This is a genomic window from uncultured Shimia sp., from assembly GCF_947498095.1.
Taxonomy (GTDB): Bacteria; Pseudomonadota; Alphaproteobacteria; order Rhodobacterales; family Rhodobacteraceae; genus Shimia.
In genome coordinates this window covers 86,136-103,060 of the sequence record NZ_CANMJE010000010.1, presented here as the reverse complement: position 1 = coordinate 103,060, position 16,925 = coordinate 86,136, and the positions used below count along the sequence as shown (strand labels likewise).

At 57.4% G+C, this 16,925-nt stretch carries 14 protein-coding genes; 11 read left to right on the top strand and 3 right to left on the bottom strand.

The features are described from left to right. Positions 1–366: DUF4833 domain-containing protein (locus tag Q0932_RS16460; RefSeq protein WP_299355617.1), on the bottom strand; the 366-nt coding region annotated here is incomplete at its 3' end. A 10-nt stretch (positions 367–376) separates the two neighbouring features. Here Q0932_RS16460 and Q0932_RS16455 point away from each other — a divergent pair. Beyond that, positions 377–691, top strand: a complete 315-nt coding sequence (locus Q0932_RS16455) for a hypothetical protein (RefSeq protein ID WP_299355614.1) — start codon at positions 377–379, stop codon at positions 689–691. On the opposite strand, the gene Q0932_RS16450 is transcribed toward Q0932_RS16455, so the two are convergent. Next, entirely contained in the window at positions 669–1,160 is a 492-nt protein-coding gene (locus tag Q0932_RS16450) for a class I SAM-dependent methyltransferase (RefSeq protein WP_299355611.1), read from the bottom strand. The genes Q0932_RS16455 and Q0932_RS16450 overlap by 23 nt on opposite strands. Positions 1,161–1,378: 218 nt before the next feature. Here Q0932_RS16450 and Q0932_RS16445 point away from each other — a divergent pair, with 218 nt between their 5' ends. The 10 genes from Q0932_RS16445 to Q0932_RS16400 all read left to right on the top strand — a co-directional run bounded on the left by Q0932_RS16445 (position 1,379) and on the right by Q0932_RS16400 (position 14,565). Further along, a complete protein-coding gene (locus Q0932_RS16445; protein WP_299355609.1) occupies positions 1,379–3,151 on the top strand; it encodes an ABC transporter ATP-binding protein in 1,773 nt (590 codons plus the stop codon). 10 nt (positions 3,152–3,161) lie between these two features. After that, positions 3,162–5,033 (top strand): ABC transporter substrate-binding protein, encoded by a 1,872-nt coding sequence (locus tag Q0932_RS16440; protein WP_299355621.1) that lies wholly within the window; start codon positions 3,162–3,164, stop codon positions 5,031–5,033. Between the two features lie 12 nt (positions 5,034–5,045). Beyond that, on the top strand, positions 5,046–6,074 hold the full coding sequence (locus Q0932_RS16435) for an ABC transporter permease (RefSeq protein WP_299355606.1): 1,029 nt from the start codon (positions 5,046–5,048) through the stop codon (positions 6,072–6,074). Then, complete coding sequence (locus Q0932_RS16430) at positions 6,071–7,222, top strand: ABC transporter permease (RefSeq protein ID WP_299355601.1); 1,152 nt, start codon at positions 6,071–6,073, stop codon at positions 7,220–7,222. Before Q0932_RS16435 ends, Q0932_RS16430 begins: the two co-directional genes overlap by 4 nt. 133 nt (positions 7,223–7,355) lie before the next feature. Further along, entirely contained in the window at positions 7,356–9,098 is a 1,743-nt protein-coding gene (locus tag Q0932_RS16425) for a heparinase II/III family protein (protein ID WP_299355598.1), read from the top strand. Positions 9,099–9,117: 19 nt separating this feature from the next. Continuing rightward, on the top strand, positions 9,118–10,707 hold the full coding sequence (purH, locus tag Q0932_RS16420; RefSeq protein ID WP_299355595.1) for a bifunctional phosphoribosylaminoimidazolecarboxamide formyltransferase/IMP cyclohydrolase: 1,590 nt from the start codon (positions 9,118–9,120) through the stop codon (positions 10,705–10,707). Positions 10,708–10,803: 96 nt separating this feature from the next. Beyond that, on the top strand, positions 10,804–11,274 hold the full coding sequence (lspA, locus tag Q0932_RS16415; RefSeq protein ID WP_299355593.1) for a signal peptidase II: 471 nt from the start codon (positions 10,804–10,806) through the stop codon (positions 11,272–11,274). A gap of 51 nt (positions 11,275–11,325) precedes the next feature. Further along, positions 11,326–11,835, top strand: a complete 510-nt coding sequence (locus Q0932_RS16410; protein WP_299355590.1) for a DUF3035 domain-containing protein — start codon at positions 11,326–11,328, stop codon at positions 11,833–11,835. Positions 11,836–11,929: 94 nt separating this feature from the next. After that, the gene (locus Q0932_RS16405; RefSeq protein ID WP_299355587.1) at positions 11,930–13,270 is read left to right on the top strand and encodes a pitrilysin family protein; all 1,341 of its coding nucleotides are present in this window, start codon (positions 11,930–11,932) and stop codon (positions 13,268–13,270) included. Beyond that, the gene (locus Q0932_RS16400) at positions 13,267–14,565 is read left to right on the top strand and encodes a pitrilysin family protein (RefSeq protein ID WP_299355584.1); all 1,299 of its coding nucleotides are present in this window, start codon (positions 13,267–13,269) and stop codon (positions 14,563–14,565) included. Before Q0932_RS16405 ends, Q0932_RS16400 begins: the two co-directional genes overlap by 4 nt. Positions 14,566–14,570: 5 nt before the next feature. On the opposite strand, the gene Q0932_RS16395 is transcribed toward Q0932_RS16400, so the two are convergent. Then, a complete protein-coding gene (locus tag Q0932_RS16395; protein WP_299355581.1) occupies positions 14,571–16,922 on the bottom strand; it encodes an aldehyde dehydrogenase family protein in 2,352 nt (783 codons plus the stop codon). Positions 16,923–16,925: the final 3 nt, after the last annotated feature.

Below are 16,925 nucleotides of genomic sequence, written 5' to 3'. Positions count from 1 at the left end.
TTCAGTCGCTTGTTTGCCATTCTTAGTCCTCCGTTTCCTAACCTTAACGGTGGACCCATTCAGATGGGGAGGCTCAACCAGCCTATAGTTTTGGTCGTTGATAGTGGCCCAAAGGTCAGCTTTGAAAGGGCCGGACTGGCGCATCTCGGCGCGTAGCTCTGCCAAAGCGGCGAATCGCACATCCCAGAAGTTTTGCGCTCGGTTTTCACTGGTTTTGACGCCATAGGCAAACAGCCGTTCCACCATCTTCAGGGGTTTGGTTTGACCTTGTTCCGCGAAACGACGCCAATAAGCGTGAATCGGGTCAGATTTCAGGTTTCCACTCGAATCGAATTGCGCCGTGTAGACCACCGTGTTTCGGTTCATGCTGCGTTGGATGAAAAAAACCTGGTGCGTGTCGGCGGGCTGGGGCCAATTCTCCCGCGCCATCGGTAAAGCGGTTGAGGTTTTTGAGCCAGAAAGACTGAGCGATGCGTCCGCATGGGCCGCCCCGAAATTGGACATTGCTGCAACAAGAACCAAACACGTCAAAGCCGCAAAGCGAGAAAGCACGTGCTTTGTCGCGTTCGGGCGTGATTTGGCGTTGGTCTGGTGCATCGTTGTGTTTGTTTATCTAATCTTTGCGGCGGTTGGGCGTGCGGTTTCGGTCTCGGAAATTGAGTTTGCTATCAAGCTTCGCGGCGATAGATGAAACACCGGCCAGGGATGGCCTCCTTGGGCAGCGGTTGTTTGACCAGATCATCAAAGTACATCCGGTCACTGGACACCATGAGTCCACCAACCGCAAGAATCGGTTCGATCAACGGAGACACTTTGCGGGCGAAAATGTCATTTTTTTCAAGGTTATGTCCGCCAAGATCTGCATGAACCAACGTCGCGGTTGCGCCAAATCGCTCCAAGGCAGCGGGCAGCGTCTCCATGACGTCTCCCAGCAATGTTTGCTCTGGGTCTGGCGTGGAAGCAGGATTGGATTCGACTTTGCGCTCGAACACGAAAATGTCCCGCTCTTGGATGTTGGCGCGCAGGTGGTCAAAGGTGCGTCCGTTACCAAGCCCCAGTTCAAAAACTGGCCCTGACATGCCACGTGTTTCGGCGATGGCATGGTCCAGACACGCACGTTGCGAGACCATTCGATTAATAAAAACATCAAGGCGGCTCATAAGGGTTCCTTTGGGCTTTGGGTCGATTTTGGTCCTAGCTCAGATTTGTCGGCAATAACAGTCTTGTGATCGAATAGAACATCTTTCGACAGTTAAGGTGCAGACTTCGGGGCAAGCGGGTTGCCCGCGTGCGACAAAACGTGCTTCACTCAGCAGGGACCGATGGCACGCGCCCGGAACAAGATGAACAGGTCGGAAAGACGGGCAGGGGAGACGACGTGAGTGCATTGATGAAGGTAGAGGGGCTTACCATTGGATTTGGTAATGCTGCTCCCGTTGTTGAAGACGTCGGGTTTTCGGTTGAACCGGGGGAAACGCTGGCACTGGTTGGCGAGTCCGGCTCGGGAAAAACTCTTAGTTGCCGAGCGGCGTTGCGGATCCTGCCGGAAGTGGCGCAAGTGCATTCCGGCTCGGTCGTGTTTGATGGTTCGAATGGCCCGGTCGATTTGATGGGGCTGAGCGAAAGAGCGATGTGCGACATTCGCGGCAATCGCATTTCCATGATCTTTCAGGAGCCGATGCGGTCCCTGTCGCCGCTGCACAGAATTGGCAATCAGGTGATCGAAGTGCTGCGCCTGCATGGTACGGCAAAAGGCCAAGGCGCATACAAGCGCGTGATTGAGACATTTGAGCGGGTGGGATTCGCCGATCCTGAGCGCATCTATCAGTCTTACCCATTTGAGCTGTCTGGCGGCATGCGTCAGCGCGCCATGATCGCGATGGCAGTAGTTGGTAAGCCAGATCTGTTGATCGCAGATGAGCCCACGACGGCACTGGATGTGACAACTCAGGCTCAGGTCCTCGGGCTGATCAAAGAGATTCAGCAAGATAACGGCATGGCGATGATCCTTGTCACCCATGACCTTGGGGTCGTGGCCAATCTCGCCGACACGGTTACGGTGATGAACCGGGGCCGCGTCATGGAAGCCGGACCTGCCCCATTGGTCTTGGGCGATCCGCAACATGGCTACACCAAAGATTTGTTCGCAGCTGCCCCGAAGATTCCAGACTCCGGTGAGGAAGTCTCACGCGAGGACAAACCGGACTACATTCTTGAGATGCGCAATGTGTCCAAGACCTACACCCTCAAAGGCAAGGCCGCCTGGCACCCCAAGATCCACGTTCAGGCCGTGCGAGGGATTGAATTTGGCGTCGAGCGCGGCAGGACCCTTGCGGTTGTCGGGGAATCCGGCTCGGGCAAAACCACCTGTGCACGCATGGCGCTGGGCGCTGAACGCGCCGATCCGGGTGCGGAAATCCTGTTCCGGGCTAAGCCGGACGCCGATACGGTTAACTTGCAAGACTTGGATACGTCGGCGCGGCTGGCGTTTCAGCGGCAGGCGCAGATGGTGTTTCAGGACCCCTATTCGACCTTGAACCCGCGAATGCGGGTTAAGGACGCGCTGTGCGAACCGATGGACATCCACAAGCTGGGCACGCGCCCTGAACGGGTTGATCGCGCTGCAGAGATGCTGCGCTGGGTTGGGTTAAGCCCAAACATGCTGACCCGCTATCCACATGCCTTTTCAGGCGGTCAGCGCCAACGCCTGTCCATTGCGCGGGCTTTGATGCTTGGGCCGACGTTCCTGGTGTGTGACGAGCCGACATCGGCACTGGATGTTTCCGTTCAAGAACAGGTTCTACAGCTGCTGGAAGAAATCCGCGACCGCCTGAACCTCTCTTACATGTTCATCAGTCACGACCTTGCCGTCGTGGCCCGGATTGCCGATGAAGTTGCAGTGATGCGCGAAGGATTGGTGGTCGAGCAAGGGCCAACCGAAGTGTTGTTCCACAACCCGCAACACCCCTATACCAAGGCTTTGCTGGCAGCCCAGCCAGAGCCGGATATCAACCGTCCGATCAACCTCAAGATTGTGGCCCAGGGCGCTGGGTCTCCGTCCACTTGGCCCGAGGCGTATCGGTTCGATGGCACCAGCGTGCCGCCCCTGACTGAGATGGGCCTTGGACATAAGGTGCGCTGCTATGCTTAACCGTTTCCTGATGATTGCCTGCGCGATTTTCGCGGCGACCCTGGCCTCCGCACAATACACCGAAAGCAGCTTTTGGCAGACGGACGTCGACGCGGGCTCATTGCCACCGATCGCCGAGCGGTTGCCCTATGTGCCACTGGTCGTTGATCTTGAAGCAAAGGGCCGGGTGACCGGAAGACAGGGGGGAACCCTGCGCACACTGGTGACGCGGTCAAAAGATGTTCGCCAGATGGTGGTCTATGGCTACGCGCGTCTGGTGGGCTATGACGAGACCTACGAAATCAGGCCGGACATTCTGGCCGCACTCGATATTGAGGACAATCGCAAGTTTACGCTGCGTTTGCGTCCGGGGCACCGCTGGTCAGACGGTCATCCCTTCACATCAGAAGACTTCCGGTATTGGTGGGAGGATGTTGCCAACAACCCCGACCTGTCCCCGTCAGGACCGCTGGAGTTCCTGAGGGTGGATGACGAGTTGCCGACGGTCACTTTCCCTGACGAGAACACGGTGATTTATGAATGGTCCGGTCCCAACCCGGAATTTGTGCAGCAACTGGCCGAGGCGCGACCGCCTTTCATCTATCGACCCGCGCACTTTCTGAAACGCTTCCACGCAAAATATGCCGACGAAGACTCTTTGCGGGCAGAGCTGCGCGCAAAGCGTGTCCGCAGTTGGGCCGCCCTGCACAATAAGTCGGACAATATGTACAAGTTCGACAATGCCGATCTGCCGACCCTGCAGCCCTGGATGCTGGCCACCAAAGATGCAAAAAGCCGCTATCTCTTTGTAAAGAACCCATTCTATCACCGCGTGGATACCAAAGGCACCCAGCTGCCCTATCTCGACATTATTGAAATGAATGTTGTCAGCAGCGGGCTGGTGGCGGCCAAAGCCAATGCCGGTGAGGTTGATCTTCAGGCGCGCGGCCTGGATTTTAAGGACATCGCGGTCCTCAAAAAGGGCGAGGCCATGGGCGGCTATCACACCGAGTTGTGGAAGAACGGAACCGCCTCACAAATCGCGATCTATCTGAACCTGAACTATAATGATGACGGCTGGCGTAACTTGATGCGCGATGTGCGTTTCCGCCGGGCTCTGTCGCTGTCGATTGACCGCAAGATCATCAACAAAGCCTTGTATTTTGGTCTTGCTCACGAAGGCAATATGACGGTTCTGCCGCAGAGCCCGTTTCACAAACCGGAAAACCTGACAGCTTGGGCGGAATTTGATCCAGAGAAAGCCAACGCGCTGCTGGATGAAATTGGCCTGACCGAGCGTAACCGCGAAGGCCAACGGCTGTTGCCGGACGGACGCCCCCTCTGGTTGGTTGTTGAGACCGCAGGAGAACGGCAAGAGGTTGAAAACGCACTGCAAATCGTGGTCGATAACTGGCGCGATATCGGTGTCAAAATGATCATGCGCCCGCTTGAACGCGATATCCTGCGCAATCGTGTGTATTCGGGGCAAACGCAGTCGGCGGTCTGGTTCGGCTGGGACAATGGTCTGCCGCAACCCTCTACCCCGCCCATGTTTGCCGTGCCACAACAGCAAGAGTTTTTTGCCTGGCCCAAGTGGGGTCAATACTATCAGACCCACGGCGAGGCGGGTGAGGCACCTGATATGCCCGAAGCCATCCGATTGATGGAACTGGCGGCGGCGTGGAAGCAATCCACGTCCGAGGCCAAACGGGGTGATATTTGGCAGGAGATCGTTGATATTCACGCGGATCAGGTTTTTGCGATTGGGCTTTTGTCCGGTGCTCGGCAACCGGTCGTGGTGAATAACGACCTTATCAATGTCCCGCAAAAGGCCATCTGGGCCTGGTCTCCGGGCGCACATTTCGGGGTGCATCGCCCGGATGAATTCTGGTTCGATCGGTAGGGGGACACGTCGATGGCAATGCTGCGCTTTGCAGTCTTCAGGCTCTTTACAATGCTGGCGACCCTCGTGGTCGTGTCGGTGCTGATCTTTATCATTATCAACTTGCCGCCCGGTGATTACCTGTCCAATCAAATCAATGAGTTGCGCGCCACGGGCCAATCCTCGGGCGTGGCCAAGGCCGAGTTTTTGCGGCAGGAATATGCCTTGGATCGCCCGCTGTGGGAGCAATACCTGATCTGGATGGGCTTTGCGCCCGGCCCGCATGGGTTTTCAGGGCTGCTTCAGGGGGAATTTGGCTGGTCGTTTGAATTTGACCGCCCCGTGGCAGAGCTTGTTGGTGGTGCGCTGTGGCTTACGGTTCTGGTGAACCTTGCCGCGATCCTGTTCGTCTACATGGTGGCCTTGCCTTTGGGGGTCATCGCCGCAGCGCGTGCCAAGACCTGGATCGATTATACCTCTGCCTTTGTGGGGTACCTGGGACTTGCAACGCCGAACTTTCTGCTCGCATTGATCCTGTTTTATTACGGCAACCGCTATCTCAACTTGCCGATTGGCGGCCTGATGGATCCAAAGTTCGAAGGCGAGCCTATGAGCTTTGAAAAGATGAAATCAGTTCTGGTGCACCTTATCATCCCGACCTTTGTCATCGGCACCTCTGGCGCGGCAGCGATGATGCAACGATTGCGGGCCAACCTCTTGGACGAGTTGGGCAAGCCCTATGTCGAAACCGCCCGCGCCAAGGGCATGAGCGAGAGCCGGATGCTGGTAAAATACCCGCTGCGGGTCGCGTTCAACCCCTTCGTGGCAGATATCGGAACCCTGTTGCCAGCGATGGTGTCCGGCTCGGTTCTTGTGTCCGTGGTTCTTGGATTGCAGACCATCGGGCCGGTGTTGCTGACCGCATTGAAATCGCAGGACCTGTTCTTGTCGGCCTTCGTGTTGATGTTCGTGGCTTTGCTGACGTTGATCGGCACGTTGATCTCAGACCTGCTGCTGGCGCTTCTTGATCCTCGAATTCGGTTCGGAGGGCGGTCATCATGAGCACTTTGCCTGACGGACGCTATGTCGACGACCGCCCCTATGAGCGTGACCTTGGTGAAGAGGCACGCAACGCGGATCTGGATGTGTCTAACACCCGATTGGTGTGGCGTCGGTTCCGCGAGCACAAACTGGGATTGGTCTCAGCGCTGTTCCTGCTGTTTTCGTACCTGATGCTGCCCTTTGCGGGTTTCATTTCGCCTTACACGGCGAATGAAAGGGCGCCTGACCACCTTTATGGCGCGCCACAAGGCATTCATCTCTTCCACGAGGGTTCGCTGATCGGGCCTTACGTTTATCCGATTACCGCCGAGGTAAATTTGGAGACCTTTAGCTGGGAGTACATCCGGGATTACGACAACCCTGCAAAGCTCGAGTTTTTCTGCGAGGCGTCCTATTACAAACTTGCCGGATTTATCAAGACCAACAGACACTTGTTCTGCGCGCCAGAAGGCGCGACCGTCTTTCTGCTGGGCGCAGACAGGCTGGGACGGGACGTGTTCTCACGCATCCTATACGGCGCGCAACTGTCGCTGACGGTAGGTTTGGTCGGCATTACAGTTTCCTTTTTTATTGGCATCATTCTGGGCAGTATCGCTGGCTACTTTGGTGGTTTCCTTGACTGGATCATCAACCGCGTCATTGAGATTTTGCGCAGCCTGCCGGAATTGCCGTTGTGGTTGGCTCTTTCCGCAGCGGTCCCATCGCATTGGAGTCCGGTAGCGGTTTTCTTCATCATATCGATAATTCTGGGGATATTGGATTGGCCCGGTTTGGCGAGGGCCGTCAGGTCCAAGTTCTTATCGCTGCGCGAAGAAGAGTTTGTCCGGGCCGCCGAGATGATGGGCGCCAAACCATCCCGCGTTATTGGCAAACACCTGTTGCCGAACTTTCTCAGCCACCTGATTGCCTCGGCGACGCTGTCGATACCGGCGATGATCCTTGGTGAAACGGCCTTGTCGTTCCTCGGGCTTGGATTGCGGGCACCGGCGGTCAGTTGGGGCGTGATGTTGAACGATGCGCAAAACCTTGCGTCGATTGAGATCTACCCGTGGACGGCGATCCCGATGTTACCAATCGTCATCATCGTGCTCGCCTTCAACTTTTTTGGTGACGGGCTGCGTGACGCGCTGGATCCAAACCGCAGTTGATGTGACCTTCTAAAGGTTTAGCCCGGTAGCGGGAATTCGCGACCAAGCTTGCGGCGCCGATTCAATCGGTGACTTTGGCTTTGGCCACATGTATCATTGCCTAAAAAGAGCCATAAGGCACAGAGGCAGAGACATGAGCAACCCCGACGGGTTTCAAGCGCGCTGGACGCGCTTAATGCACCGTGTGCATGCACGGCTGAGTACCCGTGCGCGCCCTGCAACCGGTTTCACCTCAATGCCCGAACCTCGTACTATTGGCGCCTTTGCGCGGGGGCGGCAATTGGTGGCGGGCAACTATCTTTTTGCCGGGCACCTTGTGACAGCGCCAGAGTTGTCACTGTGGGACACCAACGTGGCCGACCCGGTCTTTGGCCAAGAGTTGCAGGGTTTTGCCTGGCTTGATGATCTGGCCGCCGTTGGCGATGCGCCTGCCCGCGAAAAGGCGCAAGTCTGGGTCTGGCAATGGATTGACCGTTATGGTCGTGGACGCGGCGACGGCTGGACGCCAGACCTCACAGGCCGCCGCCTTATTCGCTGGATCAACCACGCCCTGTTTTTGTTGAGAGGCCGTGAGTCCGAGCAATCCGAAGCCTTCTATCGCTCGCTTGGTCAGCAGACGATTTTCCTGTCCCGGCGATGGCACACATCACATTCGGGACTGCCGCGCTTTGAGGCGCTCACCGGTCTGATCTATGCAGGCCTAGCGCTCGAAGGCATGGGCGGGCATGTGGACCCCGCGATCAAGGCGTTAGAGCGTGAATGCCGAACCCAGGTCAGCGATCAGGGCGGCATTCCCACACGCAATCCAGAAGAGCTGCTAGAGGTTTTTACGCTTTTGACTTGGGCTGCGGCGGCTCTGAGCGAAGCGGGTCGAAGCCCGGCCAAGGAACATCTGGCGGCGATTGAACGTATTGCACCGACCTTGCGCACGCTTCGCCACGCCGATGGCGGGCTTGCTCGATTTCACGGTGGTGGGCGCGGCCTTGAAGGGAGGTTGGATCATGCCCTCGCCGAGAGTGAGATTAAGTCCCGTCAGGCGGATGGTCTGTCGATGGGATATGCGCGTCTGTCGGCGGGGCGCAGCAGTGTTATCGTCGATGCAAGCCCACCTCCTCATGGCGCGGCTTCTCTTAACGCGCATGCGTCAACATTGGCATTTGAGCTAACCAGCGGGCGGCGACCCCTGATCGTGAACTGTGGGTCGGGTGTCAGCTTTGGCGAAGACTGGCGTCGCGCCGGGCGTGCAACACCCAGTCATTCGACCTTGGCACTGGATGGCTATTCCAGTGCGCGATTGGGTGAAGGTGGTCAAGGTTGGCGTGAAGAACACCTGATCGATGCACCAAAACGCGTGCCGATCCAGATGAGCCAGGCACCGGATGGCCTGCGGTTCCAAGGCGGACATGACGGATATGTCGGCACGCACGGTTTGACACATGCGCGCACGCTTGAACTGACGTTTGATGGGCGTGGCATGGTGGGCGAGGATTTGTTGATCGCGCTTGATGACCCCGCAAAGCAGCAATTCGACCGTGCGATGGATGAAAAAGAACTGCAGGGAATCTCCTATCAACTCAGGTTTCACCTCCACCCCGAAGCGGATGCGACGGTCGATCTGGGCGGGGCAGCCGTGTCCATCGCGCTGAAAAGCGGTGAGATTTGGATTTTCCGGCAGGTTGGCAAGGCAGAAATGACGCTGGAACCCAGTGTTTTTCTCGAAAAGAACCGATTAAAGCCACGCGCGACAAAACAGATCGTTCTATCTGGCGTCGCAATAGAGTATGCGACCCGCATCCGGTGGTCTTTGGCCAAAGCGCAGGATTCTGCGGTGGCGATCCGAGACCTCAACCGGGATGAGCTGGATATGACAACCTGACCCTGGGACGCCTGAACCTATGACCGATATGACCCCCATCCGCCGAGCCCTGATCTCAGTCTCTGATAAGACCGGACTGATCGAACTGGGCCAAGCGCTCGCCGAGCGTGGCGTCGAGCTTTTGTCCACCGGAGGCAGCGCTAAAGCCATGCGCGACGCCGGGCTGGACGTGAAAGATGTTTCTGAAGTTACTGGCTTCCCTGAAATGATGGATGGCCGCGTGAAAACGCTGCATCCCAAGGTGCACGGCGGATTGCTCGCGCTGCGCGATAACGACACCCACGTTGCGGCTATGGAAGAACATGGCATCGGCGCGATCGACTTGCTTGTGGTGAACCTCTACCCGTTCGAGGCCACCGTGGCGGCTGGCGCCGACTATGACACCTGCATCGAAAACATCGACATTGGTGGTCCGGCTATGATCCGCGCCGCGTCCAAAAATGCTGCCTTTGTGAACGTCATTGTCGACGTTGAGGACTACGACAAGCTTTTGGGCGACATGGACCAGCACAATGGCGCGACATGTGCCAAGTTCCGCCGCAAGCTGTCTCAAAAAGCCTATGCCCGCACCGCCGCTTATGACGCGGCCGTGTCGAACTGGATGGCGGATCAGCTGTCGCTTGAGGCGCCCAAGCGTCGCGCGGTCGCGGGTGAGTTGAAACAGACCCTGCGCTATGGCGAGAACAGCCACCAAAAGGCTGCCTTTTACACCGACGGCTCAAACCGCCCCGGCGTGGCAACCGCCACACAGCTTCAGGGCAAAGAGCTGAGCTACAACAATATCAACGACACCGATGCGGCCTTTGAACTGGTGGCAGAATTTGATCCAGCCAATGGCCCGGCTGTTGCGATCATCAAGCACGCCAACCCCTGTGGCGTCGCCGTGGGTGCGACGCTGACCGAGGCCTACCAAAAAGCCTTTGATTGCGACCGCACTTCTGCATTCGGCGGCATCGTTGCCCTGAACCAGCCCCTTGATGCGGAAACTGCGGGTAAGATCGTCGAGATATTTACCGAGGTGGTGATTGCCCCTGGTGCCTCGGACGAGGCCAAGGAAATCTTTGCTGCCAAAAAGAACTTGCGTCTCTTGTTGACCGACGGCCTGCCGGACCCGAGAAAACCGATCATGGCCTATAAGCAGGTCGCTGGCGGCATGTTAGTTCAAGACAAGGACGTCGGCTATGTGGGCCTGGATGATCTTAAAGTCGTGACCAAAAAGGCGCCGACAGATCAGGAAATGGCCGATTTGCTGTTTGCATGGAAAGTCGCCAAACACGTGAAGTCAAACGCCATCGTCTACGTCAAAGACGGCGCCACTGTTGGTGTCGGAGCTGGCCAGATGAGCCGCCTCGACAGTGCCAACGTTGCCGCCGCCAAGGCCGCACGCATGGCCGAGGAACTGGGTATGGACGAAAGCCCCGCCAAAGGCAGCGCAGTGGCCTCGGACGCATTCTTTCCATTTGCGGATGGTCTTTTGGAGGCCGCTGCTGCAGGCGGCAAATGTGTGATTCAGCCGGGCGGCTCAATGCGCGATGATGACGTCATCAAAGCCGCAGATGAAGCGGGCCTCGCGATGGTCTTTACAGGCATGCGCCACTTCCGCCATTAAGGTGGGTAACAACGCGGCCCGCTGCACAGCAGGGGGCTGCAAAGCACGCAACCTCAATAAATGAGGAGCGTTTTGGGCAGAAAAGGGGGGCGCATTATGCGTCTGGTATTCTGGGCAGGGTTCTGGGCCTTCCTTTCGGATCAGGCGAGCAAGTATCTCGTCGTGCATTGGATGAACCTGATTGAACGGGGCCAGATCGATGTGTTTCCGCCCTTTTTGCAATTGCACATGGCTTGGAATCGGGGCGTAAACTTTGGCCTCTTTTCGAACGATAGTGATATGGGTCGCTGGATATTGATCGGTGTGGCCTTGGTGATTTCTGCCTTTGTGTTCATGTGGGTTAAGCGTGATCCACTTGATCGTTGGGGCATGATGTGCGCCGGCGTGCTGATTGGTGGCGCGCTAGGCAATGTCGTGGATCGTGTGCTCTATGGGGCCGTGGCGGACTTTATCAATATGTCTTGTTGCGGGATAAACAATCCATTCGCATTCAATCTGGCTGACGCTTGGATCTTTATCGGCGCTTTTGGCCTGATCTTTCTGGGTGGAACCAAAAAGCCCTCGTGACCTTGTCAGAAAGATGCGCTAAACACGGGTCGAGGTAGCAGGAGAAACGTTATGCGCATGACGCGTGTGATGATTATTGGTCTGGGTTTGTTGCTCGCAGCGTGCAGCAAAGACGATGGCGTGCGCCATCTCAGTTCAGCCGGAGATGGGCCGGATGAATTCCGTATTCTTCCCAGCAAATCACTTGAAGCACCTTCAAGCTATGATGCGTTGCCTGCACCGACACCCGGCGCCGCGAACCGAACAGATCTTGATCCCAAAGGGGATGCAGTCGTCGCGTTGGGCGGATCGCGCAACGCGGTCAATAGCACGACTATTCCCAGCGGTGATTCCGGTCTCGTGAACTATTCTGGCCGTAAGGGGCGTACTCAGGACATTCGCACAACTCTTGCAGTTGAAGATGAGGCTTACCGCAAAAAACGCGGGCGCTTTACCAACATCCGTATCGTGCGTACCGACCAGTACAACGAAGTCTACAAACGCGAGCACCTGAACCAGTATGAAGAACAGGAACGTTGGCGCCGTGGTGGTGCTGCAACGCCTGCGGCACCTCCTGGCTGAGCCAAAACATTTCGTGACCACGCGTGTTTGGCCCTTGAAGCGGGCCGATGCGACCGTAACTATCACATAAGTCTGAATGATTACGGAGTGGCACATGTTGCGCTTTCTGACCTTGATGCTTGGTCTTACTTTGGCGACGTCGCCTGTACATGCTTTCGAGCAGGTTACAGATTTCCAATTGGACAACGGCATGCAAGTCGTCGTGATCGAAGATCACCGCGCCCCCGTGGTCATGAACATGGTTTGGTACCGCGCCGGATCGGCGGATGAACAACCGGGCGTTTCTGGCGTTGCGCATTTCCTTGAGCACCTATTGTTCAAAGGCACCGACACGCTCGAGTCAGGTGAGTTTTCTGCCACCGTTGCTGCCAATGGTGGTCGCGACAATGCCTTTACTAGCTATGACTACACGGCCTATTTTCAGCGCGTCGCCGCGGACCGTCTGGAATTGATGATGAAGATGGAGGCCGACCGGATGGTCAATCTGCGTCTGGATGAGGCCGACATTCTGACCGAACGCGATGTCATCATCGAAGAGCGCAACCAGCGCACCGAAAACAGCCCTGGCGCCTTGATGCGAGAGCAGATGGATGGCGTGCAATATCTCAACCACCGCTATGGCGTGCCGATCATCGGCTGGCGCCATGAGATGGAGCAACTCTCTCTGCAGGATGCACTGGACTATTACACAACCTATTACGCGCCAAATAACGCGGTTCTGGTTGTGGCTGGGGATGTGTACCCAGATGATGTTCGCGCCTTGGCTGAAACCTATTTTGGTGTTCTGCCGCCAAACCCGGACCTTGAGCCGCGGGACCGGCCGCAAGAACCCCCTCAAACAACCCCGCGCAGGCTGGTGTTCGAAGATGCGCGTGTTGCACAACCTTATGTCACCCGAAGCTATCTGGCGCCCGAACGTAACCCCGGTGATCAGAGCACAGCGGCGGCTTTGACAATTCTGGCCGAATTGTTGGGGGGCGGGACAACGTCGTTTTTGAACGAACGGCTTCAGTTTGACCAGAAACTTGCGGTCTATACCGGCGCGTTTTACCGCGGAACCTCTTTGGACACGACCTCGTTCAATGTGACGGTTGTTCCGATTCAGGGCGTCAGTTTGCAAGAGGCCGAGGATGCGATGGATCAGGCGCTTGCCGACTTTATGGCATCTGAAATCGACGAAGCCCATGTCGAGAGGATCAAAATGCAGCTGCGTGCCTCCCAGATCTATGCCCGTGACAGTGTAGAGTCTTTGGCCAATCGTTATGGCCGGGCTCTGACCACAAGTTTGACAATCGCGGACGTTCAAGAGTGGCCCGACGTGCTGCAGGCCGTGACCATCGAAGATATCCGAGCGGCCGGCGAGCTTGTTTTTAATGAGCGTCAATCGGTGACCGGTTGGCTGACAAGCCCGACGTCTGAGGAGGGTTCACAATGAGATATCTGCTGATCGCTGCGCTGACTGTCATCCTGACCCTGCCAGCACGCGCCGAAGTCAAAATACAAGAAGTGACCTCGCCCGGCGGGATTACAGCTTGGCTCGTCGAAGAGCCGTCGATCCCCTTTGTGGCACTCGAGCTGCGGTTTCAGGGGGGCGCATCGCTGGATGCACCGGGCAAACGCGGTGCGACCAACCTGATGATAGGGCTGCTGGAAGAAGGCGCGGGCGAGCTTGATAGTCAGGGTTTCGCGCGGGCGACCGAGGCTTTGGCCGCGCGTTTCGGCTATGACGTCGGAGACGATAACGCCAGCATTTCGGCACGATTTCTGACCGAGAACCGCGATGAGGCCCTCGAATTGCTGCGCCTGTCGATTATTGAACCGCGCTTTGAAGAGGTTGCGGTCAACCGCGTGCGCCAACAGGTTTTGGCTGGAATCCGATCCAGTCAGAACGATCCCAATGACATTGCGTCGCGGGCCTTTGATGCCGCGACCTTTGGCGACCACCCCTATGGCTCTGCACTACAGGGGACCATTGATAGCGTTGGCGCTCTGACCCGAGATGACATCGTGGCGGCACACAAAGGCGTTCTGACTCGAGACCGGCTTTATGTGGCGGCTGTTGGTGACATCACCGCAGCAGAACTTGGCCCGATGCTCGATGAGCTTCTGGCAAATCTGCCCGAGACGGGTGCGGCGCTGCCAGACAAAGTTGCGCCGATGCTGGACGGAAGCACATCTGTCGTTGAGTTCGATACGCCACAGTCCGTCGCCCTGTTCGGACAAGTGGGGATGGAGCGGGACGATGATGACTTTTTTGCTGCCTATCTGCTGAACACTATCCTTGGTGGCGGCGGGTTTGAGAGCCGGCTGATGGAAGAAGTCCGAGTCAAACGTGGCCTGACTTATGGCGTCTATTCGTATCTGGTCCCCAAGGATTGGGCCGCATTGTATCTGGGCAGTGTCTCGTCAGCGAATGACCGTATTGCCGAGGCCGTCGACGTAATCCGAGCCGAGTGGTCGCGCATGGCCGCAGAGGGTGTCACACAGGAAGAGCTGGACGAAGCCAAGGCCCTGCTGACCGGCGCTTACCCGTTGCGGTTTGATGGCAATGGCTCCATCGCGCAGATAATGGCCGGCATGCAAATGCAGGGTTTGCCGATTGACTACATCGCGACACGCAATGACAAGGTCAACGCGGTCTCTCTGGAAGACATCAACCGCGTTGCATCAGAGTTTCTGAACCCAGATGAGCTGACGTTCGTGGTTGTTGGTAAACCCGACGGGGTCTAGCGGCCCTACTCGCCGTAGGGCACCCAGATGTTCTTAACCTCAGTCGTGGCTTCCAGGAATGCGCGGCTATGGTCGTCATTCCAGTCACGCGCCTTGCCGTTGTTGACCCATGTGCGCTTGAGGTTGCCCGCGCTGGCCTCTTCGATCTTGGTGGCAAGGTCGGTCGACGAGAAACTCCAGACCGCGTCCACGTCCAGGTGGCTGGCCAAAGCCGGGGCCAGTTCGTCATGGCTGCCGGTCAGAATGTTCACCACGCCTCCGGGCACGTCTGATGTTTCGAGAATCTGGTAAAAATCGGTGGCAGCCAGGGGAAAGGGTTCCGAGGCCGCAAGCACCATCCGGTTGCCCATCGCAATCGCGGGCGCCATGACTGAAACCAACCCCAAGAGCGGGCTCTCATCCGGGCAAAGCGCGCCGATCACGCCAACCGGTTCACGCATGGCCAATGCCACGCCTCGAATAGGCACATTGTGGACCTTCCCGTCAAATTTGTCCGCCCAGGCCGCAGCGCTGAACAGGCGATCGATCGAGGCATCCACCTCTTTACGCCCATTCCGCGCGCCGGTCAGCGCGTTGATACGGGCCGCAAACTCGTCGCCACGGGCCGAGAGATTTTCGGCGATGTAATAAAGGATTTGAGCGCGCAAGTGGCCGGTGGTCTTGCTCCAGCCCTTGGCCGCATGGGCCGCTTCCACTGCGTTGCGGATGTCCTTGCGGTTGGCGATTGGGGCCTGCCCCAAAAGCGCGCCTGACTTGCTGAAAACGCTCTGTGAATAGCCGCCGTCTGGACGCGCTTGCTTGCCACCGATGTAGAGCTTTGGCGTACGGTCAAGCGGATCGCTTTGCTCTCCGGCTTTGCGGCTGTCCCCTTTGAACGCCGCCACCGGTGACAGCGATTTTGTAGCCTTCTTGGGCTTGGTATAGGCCGTAAGGCCTTCCCAGCCGCCCTCTCGGCCAAATCCACTTTCGCGCATCCCGCCAAAACCTGCAGCCGCGTCGAACAGGTTCGTGGCATTCACCCAGACAACACCGGCCACCAGCTGTGGCGCGATGTCCAGCGCAAGGTTCACATTCTCGGTCCACAGGCTTGCCGCCAGCCCATAGCGCGTGTTGTTGGCGATCTGCACCGCCTCGCCCGGCGTGCGGAACGTGGTCGACACCAGAACCGGGCCAAAAATCTCGTCCTGCATCAGAGGCGATGCCGTTGTCAGTCCGGTAATCAATGTCGGCGGATAGAAACAGCCTTCGTTCGGCAGATCGACGTTGGCGCGATAGACGGTGCCTTCTGTATTGCTGTCCACCATCTCAGTGATGGTCCGCAGTTGCACCGGGTCCACCACGGCACCCACATCAATGCACTTGTCCAATGGATCGCCAAGACGCAAACCATCCATGCGGGTGCGCAGTTTTTCATGAAAGCGCTCGGCAATACCTTCCTGCACCAAAAGCCGTGAGCCCGCGCAACAGACCTGACCCTGATTGAACCAGATCGCGTCCACCAGCCCTTCGATGGCGCTGTCGATATCGGCGTCATCAAAGACGATGTAGGGGGACTTGCCACCCAGTTCTAGCGTCAGCGACTTTCCTGATCCAGCGGTGGCCTTGCGGATGCGTTTGCCCACCTCGGTTGAGCCGGTAAAGGCGATTTTGTCGATGCCCTCATGCCCCACGATCATCTCGCCCACAGCGCCATCACCGGTCACGATGTTGACCACGCCTTTGGGTAGCCCGGCTTGTTGGCAGATGTCGGCGAACAACAAGGCTGTCAGTGAGGTGTACTCGGCGGGCTTCAACACCACCGTGTTGCCCATCGCCAAGGCCGGCGCCACCTTCCACGCCAACATCAACAGGGGGAAGTTCCACGGGATAATCTGGCCACAAACACCCAGCGCCGCACGGTCCGGCATCTCGGCGTCCATCAGCTGCGCCATGCCGGCGTGGTAATAGAAATGGCGATGTACAAGCGGGATGTCGATATCGCGGCTCTCGCGGATCGGCTTGCCATTATCTAGTGTCTCCAGCACCGCAAACAGGCGGCTGTGTTTTTGCACAAGCCGCGCTATGGCATAGAGATACTTTGCCCGGCCATGTCCACCCAGCTTCTCCCACTTGGTTTGCGCTTTGCGCGCTGCGTCAACAGCCGCGTCAACATCTGCAGTGGTGGCCTGCGAGAGGTTCGCCAGAATCTCTCCATTGGCGGGGTTGCTGCTTTTGAAGTCATCGGTTGGGTCGGTGAAAGCACCATCAATGAACTGACCAAACTTGGCCCCTTGATCCACGATCCACGCCAGCGCATCGCCTGCCGCCTCGGGGGCGGGGCCGTAATCCATGCTTTCGAAAATCTCTTTGACGGTCATTGT